Here is a 23,984-nt window from a genome sequence, read left to right as displayed (position 1 = left end):
ATGTCGCCGACCGTCATCCGCGGGTTCAGCGAGGTGTACGGGTCCTGGAACACCATCTGGATGTTGCGGCGCACCGCCTTCAGCGCGGCGCCGGAGAGCCGGGAGATGTCCTCGCCCTTGTAGAGGACCTGGCCCGCGGTCGCCCGCTCCAGGTTCATCAGGACCTTGGCCAGCGTCGACTTGCCGCAGCCGGACTCGCCGACGATGCCGAGGGTCTCGCCCTTGCCGAGGGTGAAGGAGATGCCGTCGACCGCCTTGACCGCGCCGACCTGCTTCTTGAAGAGGACGCCCTGGGTGAGCGGGTAGTGCTTGACCAGGTCGCGGACCTCCAGGATGGGCTGCTCAGCCATGGAGGGTCTCCTTCCAGAGGTGGCAGGCGCTCTTGCGCCCGGCGAGCTCCGCGCCGTCCCGGTCGGTGACCTGGTGCAGGGCGGGGATCTCGGTACGGCACAGGTCGGTGGCGACGTCGCAGCGCGGGTTGAAGGCGCAGCCGGCCGGGACCTTGTAGAGGTTGGGCGGCAGGCCCTTGATCGCGTAGAGCTCCTCGCCCTTCTGGTCCAGTCGCGGGATCGACCGGAGCAGGCCCTTGGTGTACGGGTGGGCGGGCTTGGCGTACAGCTCGTGGACCGGGGAGGTCTCGACGATCCGGCCGGCGTACATCACCGCGATCTTGTCCGCGACGTCGGCGACCACGCCGAGGTCGTGGGTGATCAGGATCAGGCCCATGTGGTACTCGGCCTGCAGCTCGGCGAGCAGGTCCATCACCTGGGCCTGGACGGTGACGTCCAGGGCGGTGGTGGGCTCGTCCGCGATGATCAGGTCCGGTTCCAGCGCCAGCGCCATGGCGATCATGATGCGCTGGCGCATACCGCCGGAGAACTGGTGCGGGTAGTCGTTGACGCGCTGCGCGGCGGCCGGGATGCGCACCCGGTCCATCAGCTCGATCGCCTTGGCCTTGGCCTCCTTCTTGGAGAGGCCCTCGTGCACGCGGAACATCTCGCCGAGCTGGTAGCCGACGGAGAGCACCGGGTTGAGCGAGGAGAGCGCGTCCTGGAAGATCATCGCGATCTTGCGGCCGCGGATCTTCCGGCGCTCCTCGCCCGACATCTTGAGCATGTCCTGGCCGCGGAACAGGATCTCGCCGGAGGTGATCCGGCCGGGCGGCATGTCCAGGATGCCCATGATGGTCTGGGCGGTGACGGACTTTCCGGAGCCGGACTCGCCGAGCACGGCGAGCGTCTCGCCGGCCGCGACCGAGTAGTTGACGCCGTTGACGGCCTTGGCGATGCCGTCCCGGGTCTTGAACTCGACGTGCAGGTCACGGACTTCGAGCAGCGGGGTGCCGGGGACCAGGCGGTCCTGGGCTACCGGGGTCTTCACGGGTGCGGTGGTCATGGTGCGGGCCGCCTCTCTCAGCGCAGCTTCGGGTCGAGGGCGTCACGCACCGCGTCGCCGAGCATGATGAAGGCCAGCACGGTGAGGCTGAGCATGCCGGCGGGGAAGAACAGTGCGAACGGAGCGGTACGGATGACCTTCTGGGCCGAGTTGATGTCGATGCCCCAGGAGATGGTCGGGTCCTGCAGACCGATGCCGAGGAAGCTCAGCGTGGCCTCGGTGGCGATGTAGCCGCCGAGCGCGATGGTGGCCACCACGATCACCGGGGCGATCGCGTTCGGCAGGATGTGCTTGAACATGATCCGGCCGGTGCCGGCGCCGAGCGCCTTGGCAGCGGTCACGTAGTCGGCCTGCTTGACGGTGATCACCGAGCCGCGCATGACGCGGGTCATCTGGGTCCAGCCGAGGACCACCAGAGCGAAGACCACCGACCAGACGGTGCGGACCTGGAAGGCGTTCAGCATGACCAGCGCGCCGAGCAGCAGCGGGATGCCGAAGACCATGTCGGTGAACCGGGAGACGATCGTGTCGACCCAGCCGCCGTAGTAGCCGGCCACCATGCCGAGCAGGCCGCCGAGCAGGGTGACGCCCGCGGTGACGCAGATGCCGACCACCACGGACGCGCGGGCACCGTAGATCATCCGCGCGTAGATCGACCGGCCCTGGCCGTCGTAGCCGAACCAGTCGCCCTGGAAGAAGTGCAGGTAGTTCGGCTTGGTCAGGTAGTGCATCCGCAGGTCGCCGGCGCGCGGGTCCACCGAGGTGAACAGGCTGGGGGCGATCGCGAAGGCGATCAGCAGCACGATCAGCGCGGCCGACAGGATGAAGATCGGACGCTTGCGCAGGTCGTGCCAGGCGTCCAGGCCGAGGCTGCGGGGCTTCTCCGGCTTCGGCTCGGCGCTCTCCCCGGCGCGCTGCGCGGGGATGCCCGCGTTCTTCTCGATCAGGTCAGGCATACCGGATCCTCGGGTCCAGGACCGCGTAGAGCAGGTCGACGAGCAGGCTGGCGCCCAGGTAGACCAGCACCAGCACGACGACGAAACCGGAGACGGTCGCGCCCTCGTTCAAGTTGATGGCGTGGTAGAGCGCGTTGCCGACGCCCTTGACGTTGAAGATGCCCTCGGTGACGATCGCGCCGCCCATCAGGGCGCCCAGGTCGGTGCCCAGGAAGGTCACCACCGGGATCATCGAGTTGCGCATCAGGTGGGTGCCGATGACCTTGCGCTTGGGCAGTCCCTTGGCGACCGCGGTGCGCATGTAGTCGGCCTTCAGGTTCTCCGCGATGGAGGTCCGGGTCAGGCGGGCCACGTAGGCGAGCGAGATCGAGCCGAGCACGATGGCGGGCAGGATCAGCTGGCCCAGGTTCATCGAGTCCTGGACGGTCGGGGTGATCCAGCCGAGCTGGATCGCGAAGACGTTCTGGAACACGAAGCCGAGCACCGGCACCGGGATGGAGATCAGCAGCAGGGTCAGCACCAGGGAGGACTTGTCGAAGGCCTTGCCGCGGCGCAGGCCGGCGAACAGGCCGATGGCGACGCCGACGACCAGCTCGAAGGCGAAGGCCAGCAGCGCCAGCCGCACCGTCACCGGGAGGGCCTCGCCGATCACGTCGACGACCTTGCGGCCGGCCATGGTCTGGCCGAAGTTCCCCTGCAGCAGGTCCCTCATGTAGTTGAGGTACTGGTGCCAGATGGGGAGATCAAGGCCCATCCGGTGCTTGAGCGCCGCCAGCTGGGCCGGATCGGCCGCCTTGTCGCCCCACATCGCTGCCGCCGGGTCACCGGGGAGCATGCGGGTCATGAAGAAGATGATCGTGACCGTACCCAGGAACACCGGGATCATCTGGAGCAGTCGCCTCGCGACAAAACGCCCCATCGTGCCTCCAATTGACTGCTCTGACGGGCCGTCATCCCGATTTCAGAGTTTCTCGGCGTGACAACGGCCGGTGCCGGTCCGCCCGGTGGGGCGGGGCACGGCACCGGCCGTGTCGTTTCGAGCCGTGTGTGGTGCCGGCTCGGAATTACTTCTGCTTGACCTCGACCTGGGTGAAGACCGGGTCACCGAAGGAGTCGTACTTCACGCTCTGCACGTTCTTCGAGTAACCCGCGGTGGTCTTGTAGTACCAGAGCGGGATGGCCGGCATGTCCTTGGCCAGCTGGGCCTCGGCCTGCTGGTACAGCTCGGCGGTCTTCTCCACCGAGGTGGCCTTGTCGGCCTCGGCGGCGAACTTGTCGAACTCCGGGCTGGAGTAGCCCGCGTCGTTGGCCGCGGCACCGGTGCCGTAGACGTCCCGCAGGAAGTTGGCGTTCAGCGGGTAGTCCTGCACCCAGCCGGTCCGCATCAGGCCGTTGACCTGCTTCTTCTTGATCAGGTCACGGGCGGTCTTGAAGTCCGGCTTGGCGTCGCCGACGCACTCGACGCCGGTGGCCTGGCGGATGTTGTTGCAGACCGCGTCGACCCATTCCTTGTGGCCGCCGTCGGCGTTGTACAGGATGGTGATCTTGTTGCCCGGGACGCCGCCGCCCTCGGTCACCAGCTGCTTGGCCTTGACCGGGTCGTACTTGCAGGCGTCGCCGCAGGTGTTCTCCTTGTAGCCCATCGCACCCGGGGCGACCCAGGAGGTGGCGGGCTGGCGGGAGCCGTTGAGCACCGTCTTGGTGATGGTGTCGCGGTCGATCGCCATGGACAGGCCCTGGCGGACCTTCGCCTTGTCCACGCCCTGCCACTCCGGCTGGTACATGGAGAAGGAGATGTTCTGGATCGCGCCCTGGGCCTGGTCGACGGCGCGGTCGCCCAGGTCGTTCTTGTAGGAGGCGAGGTCGCTCGGGTCGACCTGGTCCAGCACGTCCAGGTTGTCGGAGACCAGGTCCTTGTAGGCGGCCTCGGCCTGCGAGTAGTTCTTGAAGACGATGCCGCCGTTCTTCGGCTTGTCGGTGCCCGCGTACTTGTCGAACGCGGCGACGGTGATCGCCTTGTTGTGCTCCCACGAGACGAACTTGTAGGGGCCGTTGCCGATCGGCGACTGGCCGTACTTCGCCGGGTCGGTGAAGAACACCTTGGGCAGCGGCGAGAAGGCCGTGTAGCCGAGCTTGTACTGGAAGTACGAGACCGGGCCGGTCAGCGCGATGGTGAAGTGCGTGTCGTCGACGACCTTCAGGCCGGACATGGTGTCCGCGGTGGCGTCGCCCTTGTCCGGGTGGACCGCGTCGTAGCCCTGGATGTCGGAGAACCAGTCGGAGTTGATCTGGTTGTTCTTGACGTTGGCCGACCAGTTCCAGGCGTCCACGAAGGAGGCCGCGGTCACCGGGGTGCCGTCGTGGAAGGTCCAACCCGACTTCAGGGTCACGGTGTAGTTCTGCGCGTCGGTGGTCTCGATCTTCTCGGCGACCTGGTTGCGCAGCTTGCCGTCCGCGGGGTCGTAGTCCACCAGGCCCTTGAACAGGGTCTTGATGACTCGACCGCCGCCGACCTCCATGGCGTTGGCCGGCTGGAGCGGGTTCTGCGGCTCGGTGCTCTGGTAGCTGAACGTGCCCTGAGCGTTGACCGCGTCGCCACCGGAGCTGCCGCCGGAGTTGCTGCTGCCGCAAGCGGTAGCTGCGAGGGCGACCGCGACGGCTGCGACAACCCACTTGGCCTGGCTGGCACCGCGCATGGGTGTGCCTCCTGAACTCGTGTTACAGATCGCTCGCGGCCTGGCGCGCACCCCTGCGCAGAAGCCTCGACCCGAGCTCGATGCACCCACTATCGGTCACTCACGGATACGGAACCGACCAATACGGATTTCAATTTGGTCACATGAACGAGCGGTGAATCTCGGGAATCGGACATTCGCGACATACCCAGACAGGGGCGAAACGGACAGTTGTCACGCATGACGATGTGTGACGTCCGATTAACGAACGATCCGCGCCCGGAGCCCATCTGAGGGTGCGTCACGGAGTGTGAGGAAAAACGCGACCGGCCGGCGTCCCTGAGGACGCCGGCCGGTCGGCCGAGCTACGGGTGTCAGCCCTTCTTTGCCCGCGAGGCCGTGCGGCCGCGGTCCTTGGCGTCCAGGACGACCTTGCGGATGCGCACGGTCTCCGGGGTCACCTCGATGCACTCGTCCTCGCGGCAGAACTCCAGCGACTGCTCCAGCGAGAGCTTGCGCGGCGGCACGATCGACTCGGCCACGTCCGCGTTCGAGGAACGCATGTTGGTGAGCTTCTTCTCCTTGGTGATGTTCACGTCCATGTCGTCGGCACGCGAGTTCTCACCGACGATCATGCCCTCGTACACCTCGGTGCCCGGGTCGCAGAACAGCACGCCGCGCTCCTGCAGGTTGGTCATCGCGAAGGCGGTGACCACGCCGGAGCGGTCGGCGACCAGCGAGCCGTTGTTGCGGGTGGTGAGCTGGCCGAACCACGGCTCGTAGCCCTCGTGGATCGAGTGCGCGATGCCGGTGCCGCGGGTGTTGGTGAGGAACTCGGTACGGAAGCCGATCAGGCCGCGGGACGGCACCACGAACTCCATCCGGACCCAGCCCGAGCCGTGGTTGGACATGTTGTCCATCCGGCCCTTGCGGATGCCCATGAGCTGGGTGACGGCGCCCATGTGCTCCTCGGGCACGTCCACGGTGAGGCGCTCGACCGGCTCGTGGGTCTTGCCGTTGACCTCCCGGGTGACCACCTGCGGCTTGCCGACGGTCAGCTCGAAGCCCTCGCGGCGCATGGTCTCGATCAGGATGGCCAGCGCCAGCTCACCGCGGCCCTGCACCTCCCAGGCGTCCGGGCGCTCGGTGTCCAGCACGCGCAGCGACACGTTGCCGATCAGCTCGCGGTCCAGGCGGTCCTTCACCTGGCGGGCCGTCACCTTGCGGTCCACCTTGCTGCTGGACTTCGCGTCGGCGCCCTTGCCGGAGCCGCCCTTGCCGACCAGCGGCGAGGTGTTGGTGCCGATGGTCATCGAGATGGCCGGCTCGTCGACGGTGATCAGCGGCAGCGCGATCGGGTTCTCGGGGTCGGCCAGGGTCTCGCCGATCATGATGTCGCCGATGCCGGCGACGGCGCAGATGTCACCCGGGCCGGCCACCTCGGCGGGCTTGCGGGTGAGCGCCTCGGTCATCAGCAGCTCGGAGATCCGGACGTTGCTGATCGAGCCGTCGCGCTTGATCCAGGCCACGGTCTGGCCCTTGCGCAGCTCGCCCTGCTCGACCCGGAGCAGCGCGATGCGGCCGAGGAAGTTGTCGGCGTCCAGGTTGGTGACGTGCGCCTGCAGCGGGGCGGCGTCGTCGTAGACCGGGGCCGGGACGTGCTCCAGGATGGTGGAGAAGAACGGCTCCAGGTTGGTGCTGTCCGCCGGGACGGTGCCGTTCTCCGGCTTGGTCAGCGAGGCGACGCCGTCACGGGCGCAGGCGAAGACGATCGGGAACTCGATCTGGTCCTCGTCGGCGTCCAGGTCCAGGAACAGGTCGTAGGTCTCGTTGATGACCTCGTCGATCCGGGCGTCCGGGCGGTCCGTCTTGTTGATGCACAGGATGACGGGCAGGCGGGCGGCGAGCGCCTTGCGGAGCACGAAGCGGGTCTGCGGCAGCGGACCCTCGGAGGCGTCGACCAGCAGGACGACCGCGTCCACCATCGACAGGCCGCGCTCGACCTCGCCACCGAAGTCGGCGTGGCCGGGGGTGTCGATGATGTTGATGGTGATCGGCGCGCCACCATCCTTGGGGTGGTACTTGACCGCGGTGTTCTTCGCGAGAATGGTGATGCCCTTCTCGCGCTCCAGGTCGTTCGAGTCCATCATTCGGTCGTCGAGCTGCTGGTGGGCGGCGAAGGCGCCGGCCTGCTTCAGCATGGCGTCGACCAGGGTGGTCTTGCCGTGGTCGACGTGGGCGACGATGGCGACGTTGCGGATGTCGTTGCGCGTGGGCATGCGGCGCTGATTCTCCCGGAATCGTGGGTCACGGTGCCCGGCCCGCGTCAGCATTCACCGGTCCACCCGCCGGGCATGGCACATGCCTCGGCTTCTCCCCATCGTACGGGGAACGCCCCAACGGAGCCGAAACGGGCCGCTCGGGGGGTGAAGAAGATCACGTGCCCGGGGGGTGTCCGGCGGGCCTACAGCGACAGTTCGAACCAGACGATCTTGCCCTTGGGGGTGCGGCGGCTGCCCCAGCGCTCGGCCAGCAGCGAGACCAGCTGGAGGCCGCGGCCGCCCTCGTCGGTCTCCTGGGCGCGGCGCTGGCGGGGCTGGGCGTAGGCGTCGTCCCAGACCTCGCAGACCATGGTCTTGTCGCGCAGCAGGCGCAGCCGGATCTCGCCGCGGCCGTGCCGCAGCGCGTTGGTGACCAGCTCGCTGACCAGCAGCTCCGAGGTGTCGACCAGCTCGTCCAGGCCGCGCTCCAGCAGCCAGCCGCAGGCGGCCTCGCGGGCCTTGGCGACCGAGGTGGGCTCCGGCGGGAGCCGCCAGTCGCCGACCGAGCCCTTCGGCAGCGCCTGGACCTTGGCCATCAGCAGCGCGATGTCGTCCTCGCCGTGGTGCGGGTTGAGCTCGTCCAGCACCTGGTCGCAGAGCTCCTCCAGCCGGCTGGAGCCGTTGGTCAGCGCCTCCCGGAAGGCCCGCAGGCCCTCGTCCAGCTGGTGCTTGCGGGACTCCACCAGGCCGTCGGTGTACAGGCCGAGGACGGCGCCCTCCGGGAGGTCGACGTCGACCTCCTCGAACGGTTCGCCGCCGACGCCGAGCGGCAGGCCGGGCGGCACGTCGAGCATCCGGGCGCCCTCGCCGGGGCTGAGCAGCACCGGCGGGAGGTGGCCGGCGTTGGCGAAGGTGCAGCGCTGCTTGACCGCGTCGTAGACGGCGTACACGCAGGTGGCGAGGTAGACCTCGGCGCCGGACTCCGGCAGGTCGTCGCTGCCGAGGCCGCGGGCGATCTCGTCGAGGGCCGTGAGCACCTCGGCGGGGTCGAGGTCGAGCATCGCCAGGGTCCGCACGGCGGTGCGGAGTTGGCCCATCGCGACGGCGGCGCGCAGGCCGCGGCCCATCACGTCGCCGATCACCAGCGCGGTGCGGCTGCCGGGCAGCGGGATGACGTCGAACCAGTCGCCGCCGACCTCGGTGTTGTTGTTGCTGGGCAGGTAGCGGCGGGCGATCTCCAGGCCGGAGGCGGCCGGGTTGCCCGGGGGCAGCAGGCTGCGCTGCAGGATCAGGGCGCGCTCGTGCTCGCGGCGGTAGAGCCGGGCGTTGTCCACGCAGACCGCGGCCCGGGCGACCAGCTCCTCCGCGATGGCGACCTCGCGGGCGTCGAACGGCTCGGAGCCGATCGCCCGGGACAGCTGCACCAGGCCGAGCACCTGGTCGCGGGCGACCAGCGGCACCACCAGGGTGGAGCGCAGCAGCGGGTCGGGCCCGGGCTGCGGGACCACGCTGCGGCCGGTGCGCAGCGCGCGGGCGTGCGGGGAGCGCGGCGGGTAGCAGAGCGTCCCGCCGGCCTCGGCGACCCGGACGCCGCCGCCGCGGTCGGAGCCGAGCACCGAGGGCGCGTTGCCGACCACGCTGGAGACCGCGACCCGGCGCAGCTCGCCGCTCTCCGGGTTGGCGGACAGCGGGGCGGAGTCGCCGGTGAGCAGCGCGGTGTACAGGTCGACGGTGGCGACGTCGCAGAACTGCGGGACGATCACGTCGAGCAGTTCCTTGGCGGTGGTCTCCAGGTCGAGGGTGGAGCCGATGTGGGTGGAGGCCTCGTTCAGCAGGGCGAGGTTGCGGCGCACCCCGGCGGCCTCGCGCTCGGCGATGTGCCGGCTGGTGACGTCCTGGACCTGCCCGGCCACGCCGATCGGGCGGCCGCCGGCACCGGCCAGCCGGTACAGCGACACCGCCCAGGTGCGCTGGTCGTCGTCGCGGGCGGCGGGGGCCCGGCCGGGCAGCGTCGGGCCGGCCAGCCGCAGGTCGAGTACCGGCTCCTGGCCGGTGAGCACCTTGCGCAGGGCGAGCAGCAGCCGGTCCGCGTCGGACGGGCGGAACACGTCGCCGGGGGCCAGGCCCTGGAGTTCGGCGGGGGTGCGGCCGACACCGGCCGCGAACGCCTCGTTGACCCGCTGCAGCCGCAGTTCCAGGTCGAACAGGAAGAAGCCGGTCGGGGTCTGCCCGAACACCGCCTCGGAGGCGGCCAGGTCGGTCTCGATGGTGCGCAGCCGGCCCAGGTCGACGGCCAGGCAGGTCGCGGAGCCGTCCGCGCTGGCCGGCATCGCGTAGACCTCGGCCAGGCCCTCCGCGCCGGACAGGTCGCGGTACGGGGCGGTGCCGACCCACTCCTCGCCGGCCAGGATCCGCTCCAGCCGGGCCCGGCCGCGCTGCCACAGCTCGCGCGGGATGAACGCGGTGATCGGGTCGGCGCCGACCGCCTCCGCGGCGGGCACCCCGAAGAACTCGGCGGCCCGGTCGCTCCACTGGGCGATCCGGCCGTCCGCGCCGATCGCGAAGGTGGCGACCCGGATGTAGTCGTAGATGCTGCCGGCGCTGCGGCCCCAGCCGGTCGGCAGCGCGGCGGACACCGTCGGGGCACCCGGCTGCTCCGGCACCGCGGCATAGCCGCTGTCGCCGTGCGTCGCGTTCCGTGCCGGGAAGCTGTTCAACGGACCGACCCCTCCAACCCGCGCGCCCATCCGGTGTCGAGAAGACCGAGTATTCGATGTCCGAGTATTCATCATTTGGGCGCGACAGCACACGCCCCCTAACGTCACAACATCGACTCGGGTAGTTGAATGCACGGCACGCGAGCGGTCGCCGCAAGCGGGGTGCCGCTGTGTCAGGCCAGGCCCACCCCCGTACCCGGGTGTACGACCCGCCTGCGATGATCACCTCCCTGCCCGGTGCCCCGCCGGGCACCGGGGAGGAAGTTCCATGCGTTCCAGACGTGTCGCCGCGGCAGCCCTCGTCGCGCTCGCCGCCGGCAGCCTGCCGTCCGTCGCCGGTACCGCCACCGCCGCGGTGACCGACCTCTACGTCGACCGGGCCAGTGCGCAGTGCGCCGACGACGGGCCGGGCAGCCAGGAGCAGCCGTACTGCACCGTCGCTACGGCCGCCGCGAAGGTCGAGCCCGGCCAGACCGTGCACCTCGCCGACTACACCTACGCGGAGCGGCTGGAGGTGACCCGCTCCGGCACGCCGCAGGCGCCGATCACCTTCACCGGCACGTCCCGGGGCGCCTCCCCCGGGTCCAGCGCCCGCCTCACCGGGATCACCGTGCGCGGGGCGTCGAACGTCCGGATCGCCGACCTCTTCGTACTCGGGAGCAGCGACGAGGTCGTGACAGTGACGGGGTCGAGCCAGGTCGAGCTGAACCGCCTGCAGGTGAGGCGCTCGGACTCCACGGCCACGGCGCCCGCCGTCCACGTCACCGGACGGAGCACCGGCGTGACGGTCAGTCAGAACATCGTCTCCTACGGTCGGCTGGTGGTCGACCAGGCCTCGACGGCCGTGGTCAGCACCAACCTGATCCAGACCGCGACGGCCGGCATCACCCTCGACGGCGCGCGGGACACCACGGTCACCTCCAACACCGTCGGCGACGGCTGCGGCGCCCGGTTGCTGGTGACCGGCGGCTCCGCCGGCACGGTGCTGGAGAACAACGTCCTGCTGGGCACCCGGGCCACGCTCCCCTGCCCGCCCGAGGGCCAGCGCGACCTGGAGGTCTCCGCGGACTCGGCACCCGGCACCACCGCCAAGTACAACTCCCTGCTGGCCGACGCCACCCCGTACCTGTGGGCGGGCACCGCGTACGACACGGCAGAGGCGTTCCGGGCGGCCACCGGGCAGGGCGCGCAGGACATCCTCAAGCCGACCTCCGAGGCCCTGAACCCGACGAACATCGACTCCGCGGACGCCCTCGCGCCCGGCGAACTGCCCGTCAGCCTGCAGAACTACCACCGGACCGACGACCCGGCGTACGCCAACACCGGTACCGGCGTGGGCTACTACGACCGGGGGGCGAGCGAGGTCATCAACCCGATGACCGCGTCGCTCACCGACACGTCCCAGCACAGCCCGTCCGACCACCCGCTCGACGTGACCTTCAGCGGGTCGTTCACCTCCCCCTGGTCGCCGGCCACCGCGACCGTCGACTTCGGCGACGGCACCCCCGCCGTGCCGGTCACCGCGGACTCCTTCCCGCTCTCGCACCGCTACCCGCGGGAGGGGCAGTTCCTGGCCACCCTGACCGTCACCGACAGCTCCGGCAACCAGCGCCGTACGTACGCCAACCTGCAGCTGACGGCGGCCCCGATCACGGCCGGCCTCGACGTGCGGCACCCGGCCGGGGCCGACCAGCTCACCGTCCGGACCCAGCCGAAGGATCTGAGCAGCCCGCTGCCGGTGGTGACGTACCACTACGACTTCGGCGACGGCACCGCCGCGGTGGAGGCCGCCACGGACGCGCCGGTGGACCACCACTACGCCAAGCCCGGCACCTACCGGGTCACCACCACCGTCACCGACGACCACGGGCGCACCGGGACGGCCGCCTCCCCCGTCACGGTCGGCGGGGCGTACGTTCCGCTGACGACCCCTCAGCGGGTCATGGACACCCGCAGCGGCCTCGGCGCGCCGAAGGCCAAGGTCGGCCCGAACGGCACCGTGAAGCTGAAGGTCACCGGCACCGCGGGCGTTCCGGACGACGGGTCGGTCACCGCCGTCCTGGTCAACCTCACCGGCACCGGCGCCTCCGAGCCGACGCACGTGATCGCCTACGACGGCGGACAGCGGCCGGACACCTCGAACCTCAACGCCGTACCCGGGCGCGACGTCGGCAACGCGTCGCTGGTCCCGGTCGCGCCCGACGGGACGATCACGCTGTACAACCACGGCGGTTCGCTGGACCTGATCGCCGACCTGCAGGGCTACTACAGCACCGGCAAGGTGCAGCCGCTCGGCCTCTACGGCGTCCCGGCCAAGCGCGCCCTGGACACCCGCGGCAGCCACCCCGTGGGCCCGGACGGCACCGTCACCTTCAAGGTCCGCGGCCCGGGCCTCCTCCCCGACAACGCCTCGGTCGCGGTCTTCAACCTGACCGCCACCGGCTCCGACCAGGACACCTACGTCACGGCCAACCCCGGAAAGCCCGTCACCCATTCCTCACTGAACGTCAGCCGCGGTGCCACGGTGGCCAACCAGGTCACCGCCCCGATCGACGCCAACGGCAACGTCACCCTCTACAACCACGTCGGCACCGTCCAGCTCATCGCCGACCTGCAGGGCTTCTACGGCACCGCCGACGGCAAGGCCGGCCCGGTCATCCCGATCACCCCGGCTCGCGCGCTGGACACCCGCACCGGCGACAAGCTCGCCTTCGACGGCCGACGCACCGTCAACGTCCGCGAGTTCGGGGTCCCGGAGAGCGCGACCGCGGTGCTGGTCAACCTCACCGGGCTGGACGCAACCGAGGAGGGGTGGATGGCCGTCTCCAGTGGCGACGCCTACTACTGGGACAGCTCGAACGTGAACCTGACGCCGGGTGCGATCGTGCCGAACCTGGCGCTGGTGCCGGTCGGCAACGGTGGCTGGATCACGCTCTACAACCACGCGGGCGCGGCCGACGCGATCCTCGACATCCAGGGGTACACGGCCTCCTGACGTGCCGTCATCCGGGTGGATCGCACAGGGTCCACCCGGATGCGGGGGTCCACGACCGGTCTGGCAGGATCTCGCTCCACCTCGGTGCTCTGCCGAGTCTTGGGGAGGGGTTTCCATGCGTTCCAGACGTGTGACCGCGGCAGCCATCGTCGTGCTCGCCGCCGCCGGCAGCCTGCCGTCCGCCACCGCTGCCGCGGCGGTCACCGACCTGTACGTCGACCAGGGCAACACCGCCTGCACCGACGCCGGTTCGGGCAGCAAGGAGGTGCCGTACTGCCACGTCGGTGCCGCCGCCAAGGCGGTCGGGCCCGGGCAGACCGTGCACCTCGCGAGCGGCGTCCACGAGGAGCGGATCGTGCTGACCCACTCCGGCACGCCGGACGCGCCGATCACCTTCACCGGACCGGCCACCGGGAGCTTCGAGCCGGGCGCTGAGACCACGGTGCGGGGCATCACTGTGCTGGGGGCGACCGACGTCCGCTTCGTCGAGCTGTACGTGGACGGCGCCTCGGTGTCCGCGGAAGCGGTGCGGGTGGCCGGCGCGAGCCGGGTCGAGCTGAACCGGATGCGGGTGCGCGGGCAGGACGCCGACGGCGGGTCGGCGGCCGTCCACGTCACCGGACACAGCGCCGGGGTGACGCTCAGTCAGAGCTGGGTCACCGGCGGCCGGGTGGTGGTCGACCAGGCGTCGTCCGCGATCGTGAGCACCAATCAGATTTCCTTCGGGCCCCGGAGCGGCATCACCGTCGACGGTGCGCAGGGGACGGCGGTCACCTCCAACAGCGTGGGCGCCGCCTGCGGGCCGCAGGTCCTGGTGACCGGCGGCTCCACCGGCACCACGGTGGAGAACAACGTCCTCACCGGCACCGCGAAGACCGACGGCTGCACAGCCGGCGCCCAGCGCGACCTGGAGGTCTCCGCGGACTCCGCCGCCGGCACCGTCGCCAAGTACAACTCGCTGCTGGCCGACCCCACCCCGTACCTGTGGGGCGGGAAGACGTACGCCACGGCGGAGGACTTCCAGACCGCCACCGGTCAGGGCGAGCGGGACGTCGTGAAGCCGACCACCGCGCAGCTCGACGCCGCGGGCATCGACTCCGCGGACGCCCTCGCCCCGGGCGAGCTGCCCGTCTCGCAGACCGGCAGCAAGCGGATCGACGCCCCGGGCTACCCCAACACCGGTACCGGCGTGGGCTACTACGACCGCGGCGCGGGCGAGCAGCAGAACCCGATGGTGCTCGGCCTGGCCCTCGCCCCCGCGCAGCCCGCCTACGCCCTGGACGTGGCGCTCGACGTCCAGGTCACCTCGCCGTGGTTCCCGGCCACCGCGACCCTCGACTTCGGCGACGGCACCGGGCCCTCCCCGGTCACGGCCGGCCCCGTCTCGCACGGCTACCCGTACCCGGGCAACTACCAGGCCGTGCTGACCGTCACCGACGACACCGGCTACCGGAAGACCACCACGCTCACCGTGCGCGCCGCGGCCGACCCGGTCAGCACCGGCCTGACGGTCCAGCACCCGGCCGAGAAGGACCGGCTGACCGTGCGGGCCCTGCCGAAGGACCTGTCCAGCCCGCTGCCGGTGGTGAAGTACCGCTACGACTTCGGCGACGGCACCGCCGCGGTGGAGAGCGCCACGGCCGCTCCGGTCGACCACCGCTACGCCAAGTCCGGCCCCTACCAGGTGACGCTGACCGTCACCGACGACCACGGGCGCAGCGCGTCGGCCTCCTCGCCGGTCACGGTCGGCACGGCGTACGTGCCGCTGACGATGCCTCGGCGGGTGATGGACACCCGTAGCGGCCTCGGCGCGCCGAAGGCCAAGGTCGGCCCGAACGGGACCGTGAAGCTGAAGGTCACCGGCACCCCGGGCATCCCGGACGACGGGTCGGTCGCCTCGGTGCTGGTCAACCTCACCGGTACGGGCGCCTCCGAGCCCACCCACGTGATCGCCTACGACGGCGGGCAGCGGCCGGACACGTCCAACCTCAACGCCGTCCCCGGCCGCGACGTCGGCAACGCCGCGATGGTCCCGGTCGCCGCGGACGGCACCATCACCGTCTACAACCACGGCGGCTCGCTCGACCTGATCGCCGACCTGCAGGGCTACTACAGCACCGGCAAGGTCCCGTCCCGCAACCTGTACGCGAGCGACGCCGTCCGGGTGCTCGACACCCGAACGAGCCACCCGGTGGGCCCGGACGGCACCGTCACCTTCAACGTCCGCGAGCTGCCCGGCCAGGTCCCCGCGGGGGCCTCGGTCGTGGTGCTCAACGTGACGGCCACCGGCGCCGACCAGGACACCTACGTCACCGCCAACCCGGTCGCCCGTCCGGTCACCTACTCCTCGCTGAACGTCAGCCGCGGCGCCACCGTCTCCAACCAGGTGACCGCCCCGATCGACGCCGCCGGCAACGTGACGCTCTACAACCACGTCGGCTCGGTCCACCTGATCGCCGACCTGCAGGGCTTCTACGGGTCCGACTACCCCAACGCCGGCCAGGTGGTCCCGATCACGCCCGTCCGCGCGCTGGACACCCGCACCACCTCGAAGCTGAACCCCTTCGAGGTCCGCGGCATCAACGCGCGCTCCTACGGCGTCCCCGCCGGCGCGAGCGCGGTGCTGGTCAACCTCACCGGCCTGAACGCCACCGAGGAGGGCTGGCAGGCTCTCATCGGCACCTACGCCGTCAACGCCTCGCCGGGCACGTCGAACCTGAACCTCACCCCCGGCGCGGTCGTCCCGAACCTGGCGCTCGTGCCGATCAACCAGTGGGGCTACTTCTCCGTGGTCAACCACGCCGGCACCGCCGACGCGATCGTCGACATCCAGGGGTACGTGATCCCCTGACCCACCGTCACCCGGGTGGGCGCCCTTCCGGGGGCGGCCCACCCGGGTGCGGGGGTGCACGACCGGTCTGGCAGGATGCCGCTCCTGCTCGGTGTTTTGCCGAGTCTTGGGGAGGAGATTCCATGCGTTCCAGACGCCTGGCCGCAGCGGCGTTCGTCGCGCTCGCCGCCGGCAGCCTGCCGTCCGCGACCGCTACGGCGGGGGTCACCGACCTCTACGTGGACAAGGACAGCGCCACCTGCGCCGACGACGGCCCGGGGAGCGTGGCGCAGCCGTACTGCCACGTGTCGGCGGCGACCAGGACCGTCCTGCCGGGGCAGACCGTGCACATTGGTCGCGGTACGTACGACGAGGCGGTGGCGCTGACCCGCTCGGGCACTCCGGACGCGCCGGTCACGTTCGTCGGCGCCGATGCGGTGGAACCCGATTTCCAGCCGGTCACCCAGGTCAGGACGCTCACCGTCAACGGCGCTCACGATGTGCGGGCGTCGAACCTCCAAACGGACAGCGGCCCCGCGCCACGCGCCACCGTGACCGGGTCCGACCGCGTGGTCCTCGACCACGTGTGGAGCCCGTCCGTGTGGATCACGGGGGCGAGTTCGGAGGTGACGCTCAGCCGCTCGACCGTCCTCGGACGGGTCACCGTGGAGCAGAGTCCCCGGGCCACGGTCACCACGAACCGGACGAACGGCATCAGCGTCGACCACGCACCGGGTAGCGTCGTCACCTCGAACACGGTCAGGGCCGACTGCGGACCGCTGATCCGGCTGGCCGGCGGATCCGACCGGTCCGTGGTCGAGAACAACCTCCTCTCCCGCAGTTCCGACACTGCGGACTGCACGACCGACCCGCGCCGCGGCCTGGACGTGGCCGCGGACTCCGTCCCCGGCACCGTCGCCAAGTACAACTCCCTGCAGGACAGCGGGGACGTTCCGTACGTCTGGGCGGGCGTGGAGTACCGGACGGCAGCGGCGTTCCGCTCCGCCACCGGGCAGGGCGACCACGACCTGCTGGGTCAGGGGTACTGGAGCGAGCTGACGACGAGCGGCATCGACGCGGCGGACTCCGACGCCCCCGGACAGCTCGATACCGACCGCCGCGGATACGTGCGGATCGACGACGCCGAGGTCGCCGACACCGGGAGTGGCCGGGTCACCTACCACGACCGCGGGGCGGACGAGACCACGAACCCGCTCTCGTCCTGGGTGCACTTCCGGCAGGTCACGGACGCACAGGGCCACCCGCTGCTGGATGTCGAGGCAGTCGGTTCGATCGTCTCCCCGTGGCTTCCCGCTTCCGGGACCATCGACTTCGGTGACGGCAGCGCGCCGGTACCGGTCGGCTCCGGGGACTTCACGGTCCGCCACACCTACCCGCGCGAGGGGTACTACGGCGCCGTCATTTCGGCCCGCGACAGCGCCGGTAAGGTCGACGAGTACTGGTGGCCGGTGCAGGTCGCACTCGACCCGATCACCGGCGAGCTGGTCGTCCGGCACGCCGCCGATGCGGACCGGCTCTCGGTCCACGCCGAGGTCAGCGGGGTGACCAGTCCGCGGCCGATTTCCGGATACCGCTACGACTTCGGCGACGGCACCGCCCCGGTCACCCACGCCGGTGCGGACGCCGTTCCTGCCGACCACCGCTACGCCAGGCCCGGGACGTACCAGGTCTCGCTCACCGTCACCGACGACCACGGCCGGACGGCGGAGAAGACGTCCACCGTCACGGTCGGGGGCGCGTACGTTCCGCTGGCCCAGCCGGTCCGGGTGATGGACACCCGGACCGGGCTGGGGGCGCCGCAGGCCGCGATCGGCCGGGACGGCACCGTCAGGCTGAAGGTCACCGGCACCGCGGGCCTTCCCGACGACGGCTCGGTCGCCGCCGTCCTGGTCAACCTGACCGGCACCAACGCCACCGAGCCGACCCACGTCATCGCCTACGACGGCACGGAGCGACCCGGCACGTCCAACCTCAACCCCGCGCCCGGCCGGGACACGGGCAACGCCGCTCTGGTGCCGGTCGCTGCCGACGGCACCATCACCGTGTACAACCACGGCGGTTCGATCGACCTGATCGCCGACCTCGAGGGGTACTACAGCACCGGCAAGGTGCAGCCGCTCGGCCTGTACGGCGTTCCGGCGGTCCGCGCCCTGGACACCCGGAACGGCACCGGTGCGCAGCCCGGCCAGGTCGGACCGGACGGCACCGTCACCTTCAAGGTCCGTGGCCCGGGTCTCCTCCCCGACACGGCGTCGGTCGCGGTGCTCAACCTGACCGCCACCGGCGCGGACCAGGACACGTACGTCGCCGCGAACCCGACCGGCGTGCATTCCTCACTGAACGTCAGCCGCGGTGCCACGGTCGCCAACCAGGTCACCGTCCCGATCGACGCCGACGGCAACGTGACGCTCTACAACCACGTCGGCAACGTCCAGCTGATCGCGGACGTGCAGGGCTACTACGGCGTGCAGCCGGACCGGGCCGGGCAGATCGTCCCGATCCGGCCGGTCCGGGCCCTCGACACCCGCAACGGTCCGATGGGGCTCGGCGGCCCCGAGGACATCGACGTCCGCCGGTACGGCATCCCCGCTCAGGCCACCGCGGTCCTGGTCAATCTCACCGGCCTCAACTCGACGCAGGAGGACTGGCTCGCGGCGGGCCGCAGCGACACCACGGACTGGACCACCTCGAACCTGAACCTGGCGCCGGGCGCGATCGTCCCCAACCTCGCTCTGGTCCCGATCTCCGACCGTACGATCCGGGTGACCAACCACATCGGCATCACCGACGCCGTCGTCGACTTCCTGGGCTACGTCACGCCCTGACAGCCGCTCAGGTCAAAGGCCGTCAGTCCGCGGAGAAGAGGCCGCGCCCGATCTCGGGTGCGGCCTCGTCCGTGCCGCCGCCCTCCTCGGGGTCGCCCGCGAGCTCGAACCAGACGACCTTGCCGAGGCCCTCGGCGCGGGCGCCCCAGCGCAGGGCGAGGCGGCGGACGAGTTCCAGGCCGCGGCCGCCCTCGTCGCCCTCGGCGGCGTGGCGTTCGCGGGGCGGGTCGGGCAGCGGGTCGGAGATCTCGACCAGCAGGACGTCGCGGAGGGTGAGGCGGACACCGATCGGGGCGCTGGCGTAGCGGACCGAGTTGGTGACCAGTTCGCTGACCAGCAGTTCGGCGGTGTCGGTGAGTTCCTCGACGCCCCAGTCGGCGAGCGTCCCGCGGACCAGTCTGCGGGCCCGGGAGACCGCGGTGGGCTCCGCGGGCAGGGTCCACCCGGCGGTCGGCACGTCGGCCTGGCCGCGGCCGAGGCGGGCCAGCAGCAGGGCGACGTCGTCGGGTTCGCGGCCCTGTTCCATGGTGTCGAGGACGGCCTCGCACGCCTGCTGGATCGAGGCGTACGGCTGTTCCAGCACGCTGATCAACCTCCCCAGTCCCACGTCCAGATCCTTGTCCCGGGACTCCACCAGCCCGTCCGTGCACAGGGCGAGCAGGCTGCCTTCCGGGATCTCCATCTCGATCGATTCGAACGGCACGCCGCCGACGCCGAGCGGGGCGCCGGACGGCAGGTCGAGCACCTGGCCGGCGCCGCCGGGCAGCGGGCCGCCGGAGCGGGCCGGCTCGGCGGCGCCGGCCTTGGGCACCACCAGGACGGGCGGGATGTGGCCGGCCTTGGTGACGATCAGGCTGCGCCGGGCGGGGTCGAAGACCGCGTAGATGCAGGTGGCGAGCAGCGCCTCGTCGGGGCCCTGGGCGAGGTCGTCGGCGAGTTCGTGGACGTGCCGCAGCAGCACCTCGGGCGGCAGGTCGAGGGCGGCCAGCACCCGGACGGCGGTGCGCAGCCGGCCCATGGTGGCGGCGGCCCGCAGGCCGTGGCCCATCACGTCGCCGACCACCAGCGCGGTGCGCTCGCCGGGCAGCGGGATGACGTCGAACCAGTCGCCGCCGACCTCGGTGCCGCTGGATCCCGGCACGTACCGGTAGGCGACCTCCACGCCGGTGGGCTGCGGGACCTGCTGGGGCAGCAGGGTGCGCTGCAGGGTGAGCGCGGCGGTGCGTTCGCGGGCGTAGAGCCGGGCGTTGTCGAGGGAGCTGCCGGCCCGGTCGGCGAGTTCGACGGTGAAGGCCAGGTCGTCGCGGTCGAAGCCCTCGCGGTAGCCGGCCCGGCTGACCACCAGCAGGCCGATCACGATGCCGCGGGCGCGCAGCGGCACCACCAGCCGGGAGTGCACGCCGAGGTCCCTGGCGGCCTCCACCTTGGGGTCGCCGGGGTACGAGAGGTCGTCCAACTCCGTTCCACTGGCCAGGAGTTCGGGGACGCCGCTGCGCAGCACCCGGCCGAAGACGGACTCCTCCTCGAAGGTGATCCGGGCGCCGCGGCGCAGCATCGTCTCGACCGCGGGGCCGTCCTGGATGGCGGCGACGCCGAGCTGTAGCAGCGAGGTGCGCCGGTCGTGGCCGTGCCGGGGCAGGTCGTCGCCGTGCGCGACGGCCTGCAGGAGGATCACCCCGGCGTAGTCGGCGAGCCGGGGGACGACCGCGCCGGCGAGCTCCTGGGCGATCCGGGTGGCGTCCAGCAGGTCGCCGACCCGGGAGCCGAACTCGTTGAGCAGCGAGAGCCGGCGCCGGGCGCCCTCGACCTTGGCGACGGCGCGGTACCGCTCGGTGACGTCCATGACGGTGCCGGAGATGCCGAGCACCCGGCCGGAGCGGTCGGTCATCCGACTGTAGGAGATCGAGCGGTAGCCGGAGCGGGCGGTGACCGGGGAGGCCAGGGTGACGTCGATGACCGGTTCGCCGGTGGCCAGCACCTGGCGCTGGATGGCGGTGATCTCGTCGGCGGCCCGCTCGGGGAGGGTCTCGCCGGTGGTGCGGCCGACGTGCGCCTCGGCGGGCAGGCCGTTCATCGCGGCCAGGGTGCCGTTGACCGCGGTGTAGCGCAGCTCGGTGTCGAGGACGGCGATGCCGAGCGGTGACTGCTCGAACAGCGCGTCGCGGACGGCCAGGTCGCGTTCGACGGCGCGCAGGGCGGCGGCCTCGGCGAGGGCGGCCTGGACGTACGGGGCGCCGTCGCCGTCGACCAGCAGGGAGAGCCGGGCCTCCACCTCGACCGGGACGCCGTCGCGGTCGGCGATGCCGGTGATGCCGTGCCAGGAGCCGCGGCGCAGGGTCTCCTGGATCGCCGTACGGGTGCGCTGGACCTGTTCCTGATCGGCCATCAGCTCGTCGACGGCCCGGCCGACCAGCACCTCGCTGGGCCAGCCGAGCATGTCCTCGGCGGCGGGGCTCCACAGCACCACCCGGCCGGAGGTGTCCAGGATGACGATGGCCACCTTGACCACGTCGAGCAGGCTGCCGCCCTCTGTGCGGCGGCTGGGGTGCAGCGCGGTCGGCGCGGCTTCGCGGCGGCCGGGGTGCGGCTCGGGGCCGCCGGGGAACGCCTGGGTGGGCCGGCCGCGCGGCGGGGCCGTGCCCGCCTCGGCGGGCGGCTCGGCGGACGGCCCGGCGGCGGACGGCCCGGCAGTCGGCGCGCTGCCCGGCACCGGGCCGGGCCCGGCGGCCCGCCCGGTGCGTCCACCCCGTCCGGGACGCTCACCCGCCCCGGGGCCGCGGCGCAGCCGGGCCCGGGCCGCAGCCCGGCCTATGGGCAGGCCCGGGCCGGCCGCGCGCCGCGCGCCACGCGGAGACGGACCGGCCGCCTCGCCCTTTCCCCCGCCACCACCCGGCTTCGCCACCTACGGGGCCTCCGGCCATCGCTGGGAACACGCCGCGGCGGGTCGCCGGAGCGCGGGCCCTCGCCACCCGGTGCCACTCCGGCTCCCGAACGTGACGAATGCTGCCGAACACTGCCATACCCCGGACAACGCGCCACTATCCCGACATACGGGTCGTCTGTCCGATTGGCGTACAGGTCGGAGGGCCTGCCGCCGCGTCAGGCGGCCACCCGGCCGACGGCCCGCTACCTCAAGTGGCCGTCGCGGTGCAGGTCGTCGAAGAGCAGCTGGTCGACCGGGGGGACGCGGTCCCGGTCTGCGTAGCCGAACCAGTCGACGTCCTCGATCTCGCTGCTGGCGGCGAGGGTGCCGGTGTACTCGGCGGTGTAGCAGGCCATCCGGACGGTCGCGCCGCCCGGGCGGGTCTCGGCGTGGTAGGTGCCGACGTGTGCGACGGTCTCCGGGCGGAGCGCGACGGTCAGCTCCTCGGCGACCTCGCGGACCAGGGTCTGCAGGTCGGTCTCGGCGCCCTCGCGCTTGCCGCCGGGGATGTAGAACTCGTCCTTGCCACGGGGGCGGGCGCACAGGATCCTGCCGCCTTCCAGCCGGACCCAGGCCACCGTGTCGATCAGCACCGCCATCACTGCCCTCGCGCTCGGGTACTCGCCGCCCCCGACCCTACGTCAGAGCGCGGGCGGCTCGGCCGCCGTGGCGAGGCGCTGGTTCTTCAGGTCGGAGCGGTCGGTGACCTCGGCGCCGAACCAGGCGGGCGGGGTGAAGCCGGCGGCCTCCTCGGAGTCGGTGAACTCGACCTCGACGGTGCGCAGTCCGGCCAGCCGGCCGTGGTAGGTGTCGACCACCGCCTCGAAGCGGCCGAGCGGGACGATCCGGCGGGTCTTGGTGACCCGGGCGTGCTCGGTGGCGGGCCACAGCGCGGCGAACTGCTCGGCGCCCAGCGGGGTCTCCCACTCGCCGCGGACCAGCCCGGCGCCGCGCTTGACCGTCAGCGAGCAGGCCTCGCCCTGCTCCCTGACCCGGGCCTCGGCGCCTTCCGGACCGATCACCAGGTAGCCCTGCCGGACCTCGAACTCCCGCCCGTCCGGCACGCTTTCACCGTCCGGCACCAGGAACTTGCGCTCGATCTCGACTCCCACCGGGCGGCCTCCTCGACTCGGACGGCCACACCCGGCCGGGCGCCGACGAACCGTCAAGCGCCACGGTACGCCTGCGGAGTTCACTCCTCGTCGCGCTCCACCCAGTAGAGCTGCTTGTGTCCACGGGCCTCGAACTCGGCCGCGAGCGCCTCGGCCTCCGCGCGGCTCAACCCGCGGGCGACCAGGTAGCGGTTGCCGTTGTCGTCCTGCCGCATCACCCGGTACGCCTGGTCCATGGGGTGCACGCTAGCGGTCCGACCCGGTGGGGGACAGGCCGGACCGCTTGCCGTGTGCATGAGGATAGCGGCTGGATGCTACCGGTGGGTACGGTCGGGGTTAACGGGAGGTTAGCTGCGACTGATGAGCAACTACCTTACGCGCGCCAGCAGTTCGCCGTGCAGGACGGCGAACCAGGCGTCCGGGTCGGCGGCCCAGCGGTGCCAGCCGGCAGCGATCCGCTCCAGGTCGGCGGGGGTGGCCAGGCCCTCGGCGAGGGCGGTGGCGGCGGTGTTGGAGCGCAGCGTGCGCTCGGCCCAGCTCTCCGACCACCAGGCGCGTTCGGCCTCGGCGGCGAAGGTCCAGGTGGCGGAGGTCGCGGTGAGCTCGGTCAGCCCGGCGGCGCGGGCCCAGGCGACCAGTCGGCGGCCGGCGTCGGGCTCGCCGCCACTGGTCCGGGCGGTGCGGCGGTAGAGGGCCGACCACTCGTCCAGTTCCGGCAGTTGCGGGTACCAGGTCATCGCGGCGTAGTCGGCGTCACGCACCGCGATCAGCCCGCCGGGCGCGGTCACCCGGCGCATCTCGCGCAGCGCGGCCACCGGGTCGGCCAGGTGCTGCAGCACCTGGTGAGCGTGCACCACGTCGAACGAGCCGTCCGGGAACGGCAGTCGGTAGACGTCGGCGACCTGGAAGTCCAGCGTGTCCAGACCGCGCTCGGCGGCCAGCCCGGCGGCCTGCTCCAGCACCTCGGCGGCCGTGTCGACGCCGGTGACCCGGCCGGTCGGGCCGACCGCGGCGGCCAGGTCCGCGGTGATCGTGCCCGGCCCGCAGCCGACGTCCAACACCCGATGTCCGGGCCGGAGTTCGGGCAGCAGGTAGGCGGCCGAGTTGGCCGCGGTGCGGGTGCGGTGCGAGCGCAGGACGGCTGCGTGGTGTCCATGGGTGTAACCGGCCATGGCGGGTTCCCTAAGAATGTGAGGCGGTCCGGGAGGACCGGGTATGGCTGATGGCGCGTTGCCCTCGATGGCTCGGAAGGAATGGCCGCCCGGTCCTCCGGG

Annotated in this window: 15 protein-coding genes; 3 read left to right on the top strand and 12 right to left on the bottom strand. The window is 71.6% G+C overall.

The genetic code is table 11. The features are described from left to right. From AB0K51_RS32185 to AB0K51_RS32155, 7 genes are all read right to left on the bottom strand, one after another. The coding region (locus tag AB0K51_RS32185) for an ATP-binding cassette domain-containing protein (protein WP_363461356.1) at positions 1-350 on the bottom strand (350 nt) is incomplete at its 3' end. Then, positions 343-1,395 carry an ABC transporter ATP-binding protein gene (locus tag AB0K51_RS32180; protein WP_363461354.1) on the bottom strand — a complete coding sequence of 351 codons (1,053 nt, stop codon included), beginning with the start codon at positions 1,393-1,395 and terminating at the stop codon, positions 343-345. The genes AB0K51_RS32185 and AB0K51_RS32180, both read right to left, overlap by 8 nt. A gap of 17 nt (positions 1,396-1,412) precedes the next feature. Next, on the bottom strand, positions 1,413-2,351 hold the full coding sequence (locus tag AB0K51_RS32175) for an ABC transporter permease (RefSeq protein ID WP_363461352.1): 939 nt from the start codon (positions 2,349-2,351) through the stop codon (positions 1,413-1,415). Beyond that, positions 2,344-3,270 carry an ABC transporter permease gene (locus AB0K51_RS32170; protein ID WP_363461350.1) on the bottom strand — a complete coding sequence of 309 codons (927 nt, stop codon included), beginning with the start codon at positions 3,268-3,270 and terminating at the stop codon, positions 2,344-2,346. Before AB0K51_RS32170 ends, AB0K51_RS32175 begins: the two co-directional genes overlap by 8 nt. Before the next feature lie 145 nt (positions 3,271-3,415). After that, complete coding sequence (locus tag AB0K51_RS32165) at positions 3,416-5,047, bottom strand: ABC transporter substrate-binding protein (RefSeq protein ID WP_363461348.1); 1,632 nt, start codon at positions 5,045-5,047, stop codon at positions 3,416-3,418. Between the two features lie 353 nt (positions 5,048-5,400). Continuing rightward, positions 5,401-7,305: a translational GTPase TypA gene (gene typA / locus AB0K51_RS32160; RefSeq protein ID WP_363461346.1), complete on the bottom strand. Its 1,905-nt coding sequence runs from the start codon at positions 7,303-7,305 to the stop codon at positions 5,401-5,403. Positions 7,306-7,490: 185 nt separating this feature from the next. Further along, positions 7,491-9,950 (bottom strand): SpoIIE family protein phosphatase, encoded by a 2,460-nt coding sequence (locus AB0K51_RS32155; protein WP_363461358.1) that lies wholly within the window; start codon positions 9,948-9,950, stop codon positions 7,491-7,493. Between the two features lie 322 nt (positions 9,951-10,272). On the opposite strand from AB0K51_RS32155, the gene AB0K51_RS32150 reads away from it, so the two are divergent. The 3 genes from AB0K51_RS32150 to AB0K51_RS32140 all read left to right on the top strand — a co-directional run bounded on the left by AB0K51_RS32150 (position 10,273) and on the right by AB0K51_RS32140 (position 18,675). Beyond that, a complete protein-coding gene (locus AB0K51_RS32150) occupies positions 10,273-12,999 on the top strand; it encodes a PKD domain-containing protein (RefSeq protein ID WP_363461344.1) in 2,727 nt (908 codons plus the stop codon). A 115-nt stretch (positions 13,000-13,114) separates the two neighbouring features. Further along, positions 13,115-15,850 carry a PKD domain-containing protein gene (locus AB0K51_RS32145; RefSeq protein WP_363461342.1) on the top strand — a complete coding sequence of 912 codons (2,736 nt, stop codon included), beginning with the start codon at positions 13,115-13,117 and terminating at the stop codon, positions 15,848-15,850. Positions 15,851-15,972: 122 nt separating this feature from the next. Further along, positions 15,973-18,675, top strand: coding sequence for a PKD domain-containing protein (locus tag AB0K51_RS32140; protein ID WP_363461340.1), 2,703 nt, complete (start codon positions 15,973-15,975; stop codon positions 18,673-18,675). 22 nt (positions 18,676-18,697) lie between these two features. Here the strand turns inward: AB0K51_RS32140 and AB0K51_RS32135 are convergent, their stop codons facing one another. The 5 genes from AB0K51_RS32135 to AB0K51_RS32115 all read right to left on the bottom strand — a co-directional run bounded on the left by AB0K51_RS32135 (position 18,698) and on the right by AB0K51_RS32115 (position 23,882). Continuing rightward, positions 18,698-21,385 (bottom strand): SpoIIE family protein phosphatase, encoded by a 2,688-nt coding sequence (locus AB0K51_RS32135; protein WP_363461338.1) that lies wholly within the window; start codon positions 21,383-21,385, stop codon positions 18,698-18,700. Between the two features lie 416 nt (positions 21,386-21,801). Further along, positions 21,802-22,200, bottom strand: a complete 399-nt coding sequence (locus AB0K51_RS32130; RefSeq protein ID WP_363461336.1) for an NUDIX domain-containing protein — start codon at positions 22,198-22,200, stop codon at positions 21,802-21,804. 39 nt (positions 22,201-22,239) lie between these two features. Next, positions 22,240-22,710 (bottom strand): CYTH domain-containing protein, encoded by a 471-nt coding sequence (locus AB0K51_RS32125; RefSeq protein WP_363461334.1) that lies wholly within the window; start codon positions 22,708-22,710, stop codon positions 22,240-22,242. A gap of 80 nt (positions 22,711-22,790) precedes the next feature. Further along, positions 22,791-22,946, bottom strand: a complete 156-nt coding sequence (locus tag AB0K51_RS32120; protein WP_363461332.1) for an SPOR domain-containing protein — start codon at positions 22,944-22,946, stop codon at positions 22,791-22,793. Positions 22,947-23,078: 132 nt separating this feature from the next. Beyond that, positions 23,079-23,882, bottom strand: coding sequence for a methyltransferase domain-containing protein (locus tag AB0K51_RS32115; RefSeq protein WP_363461330.1), 804 nt, complete (start codon positions 23,880-23,882; stop codon positions 23,079-23,081). Between the last annotated feature and the right edge of the window lie 102 nt (positions 23,883-23,984).

Source organism: Kitasatospora sp. NPDC049285, assembly GCF_040678815.1.
Classification (GTDB): domain Bacteria; phylum Actinomycetota; class Actinomycetes; order Streptomycetales; family Streptomycetaceae; genus Kitasatospora.
This window is presented reverse-complemented; position numbering and strand designations above follow the sequence as displayed.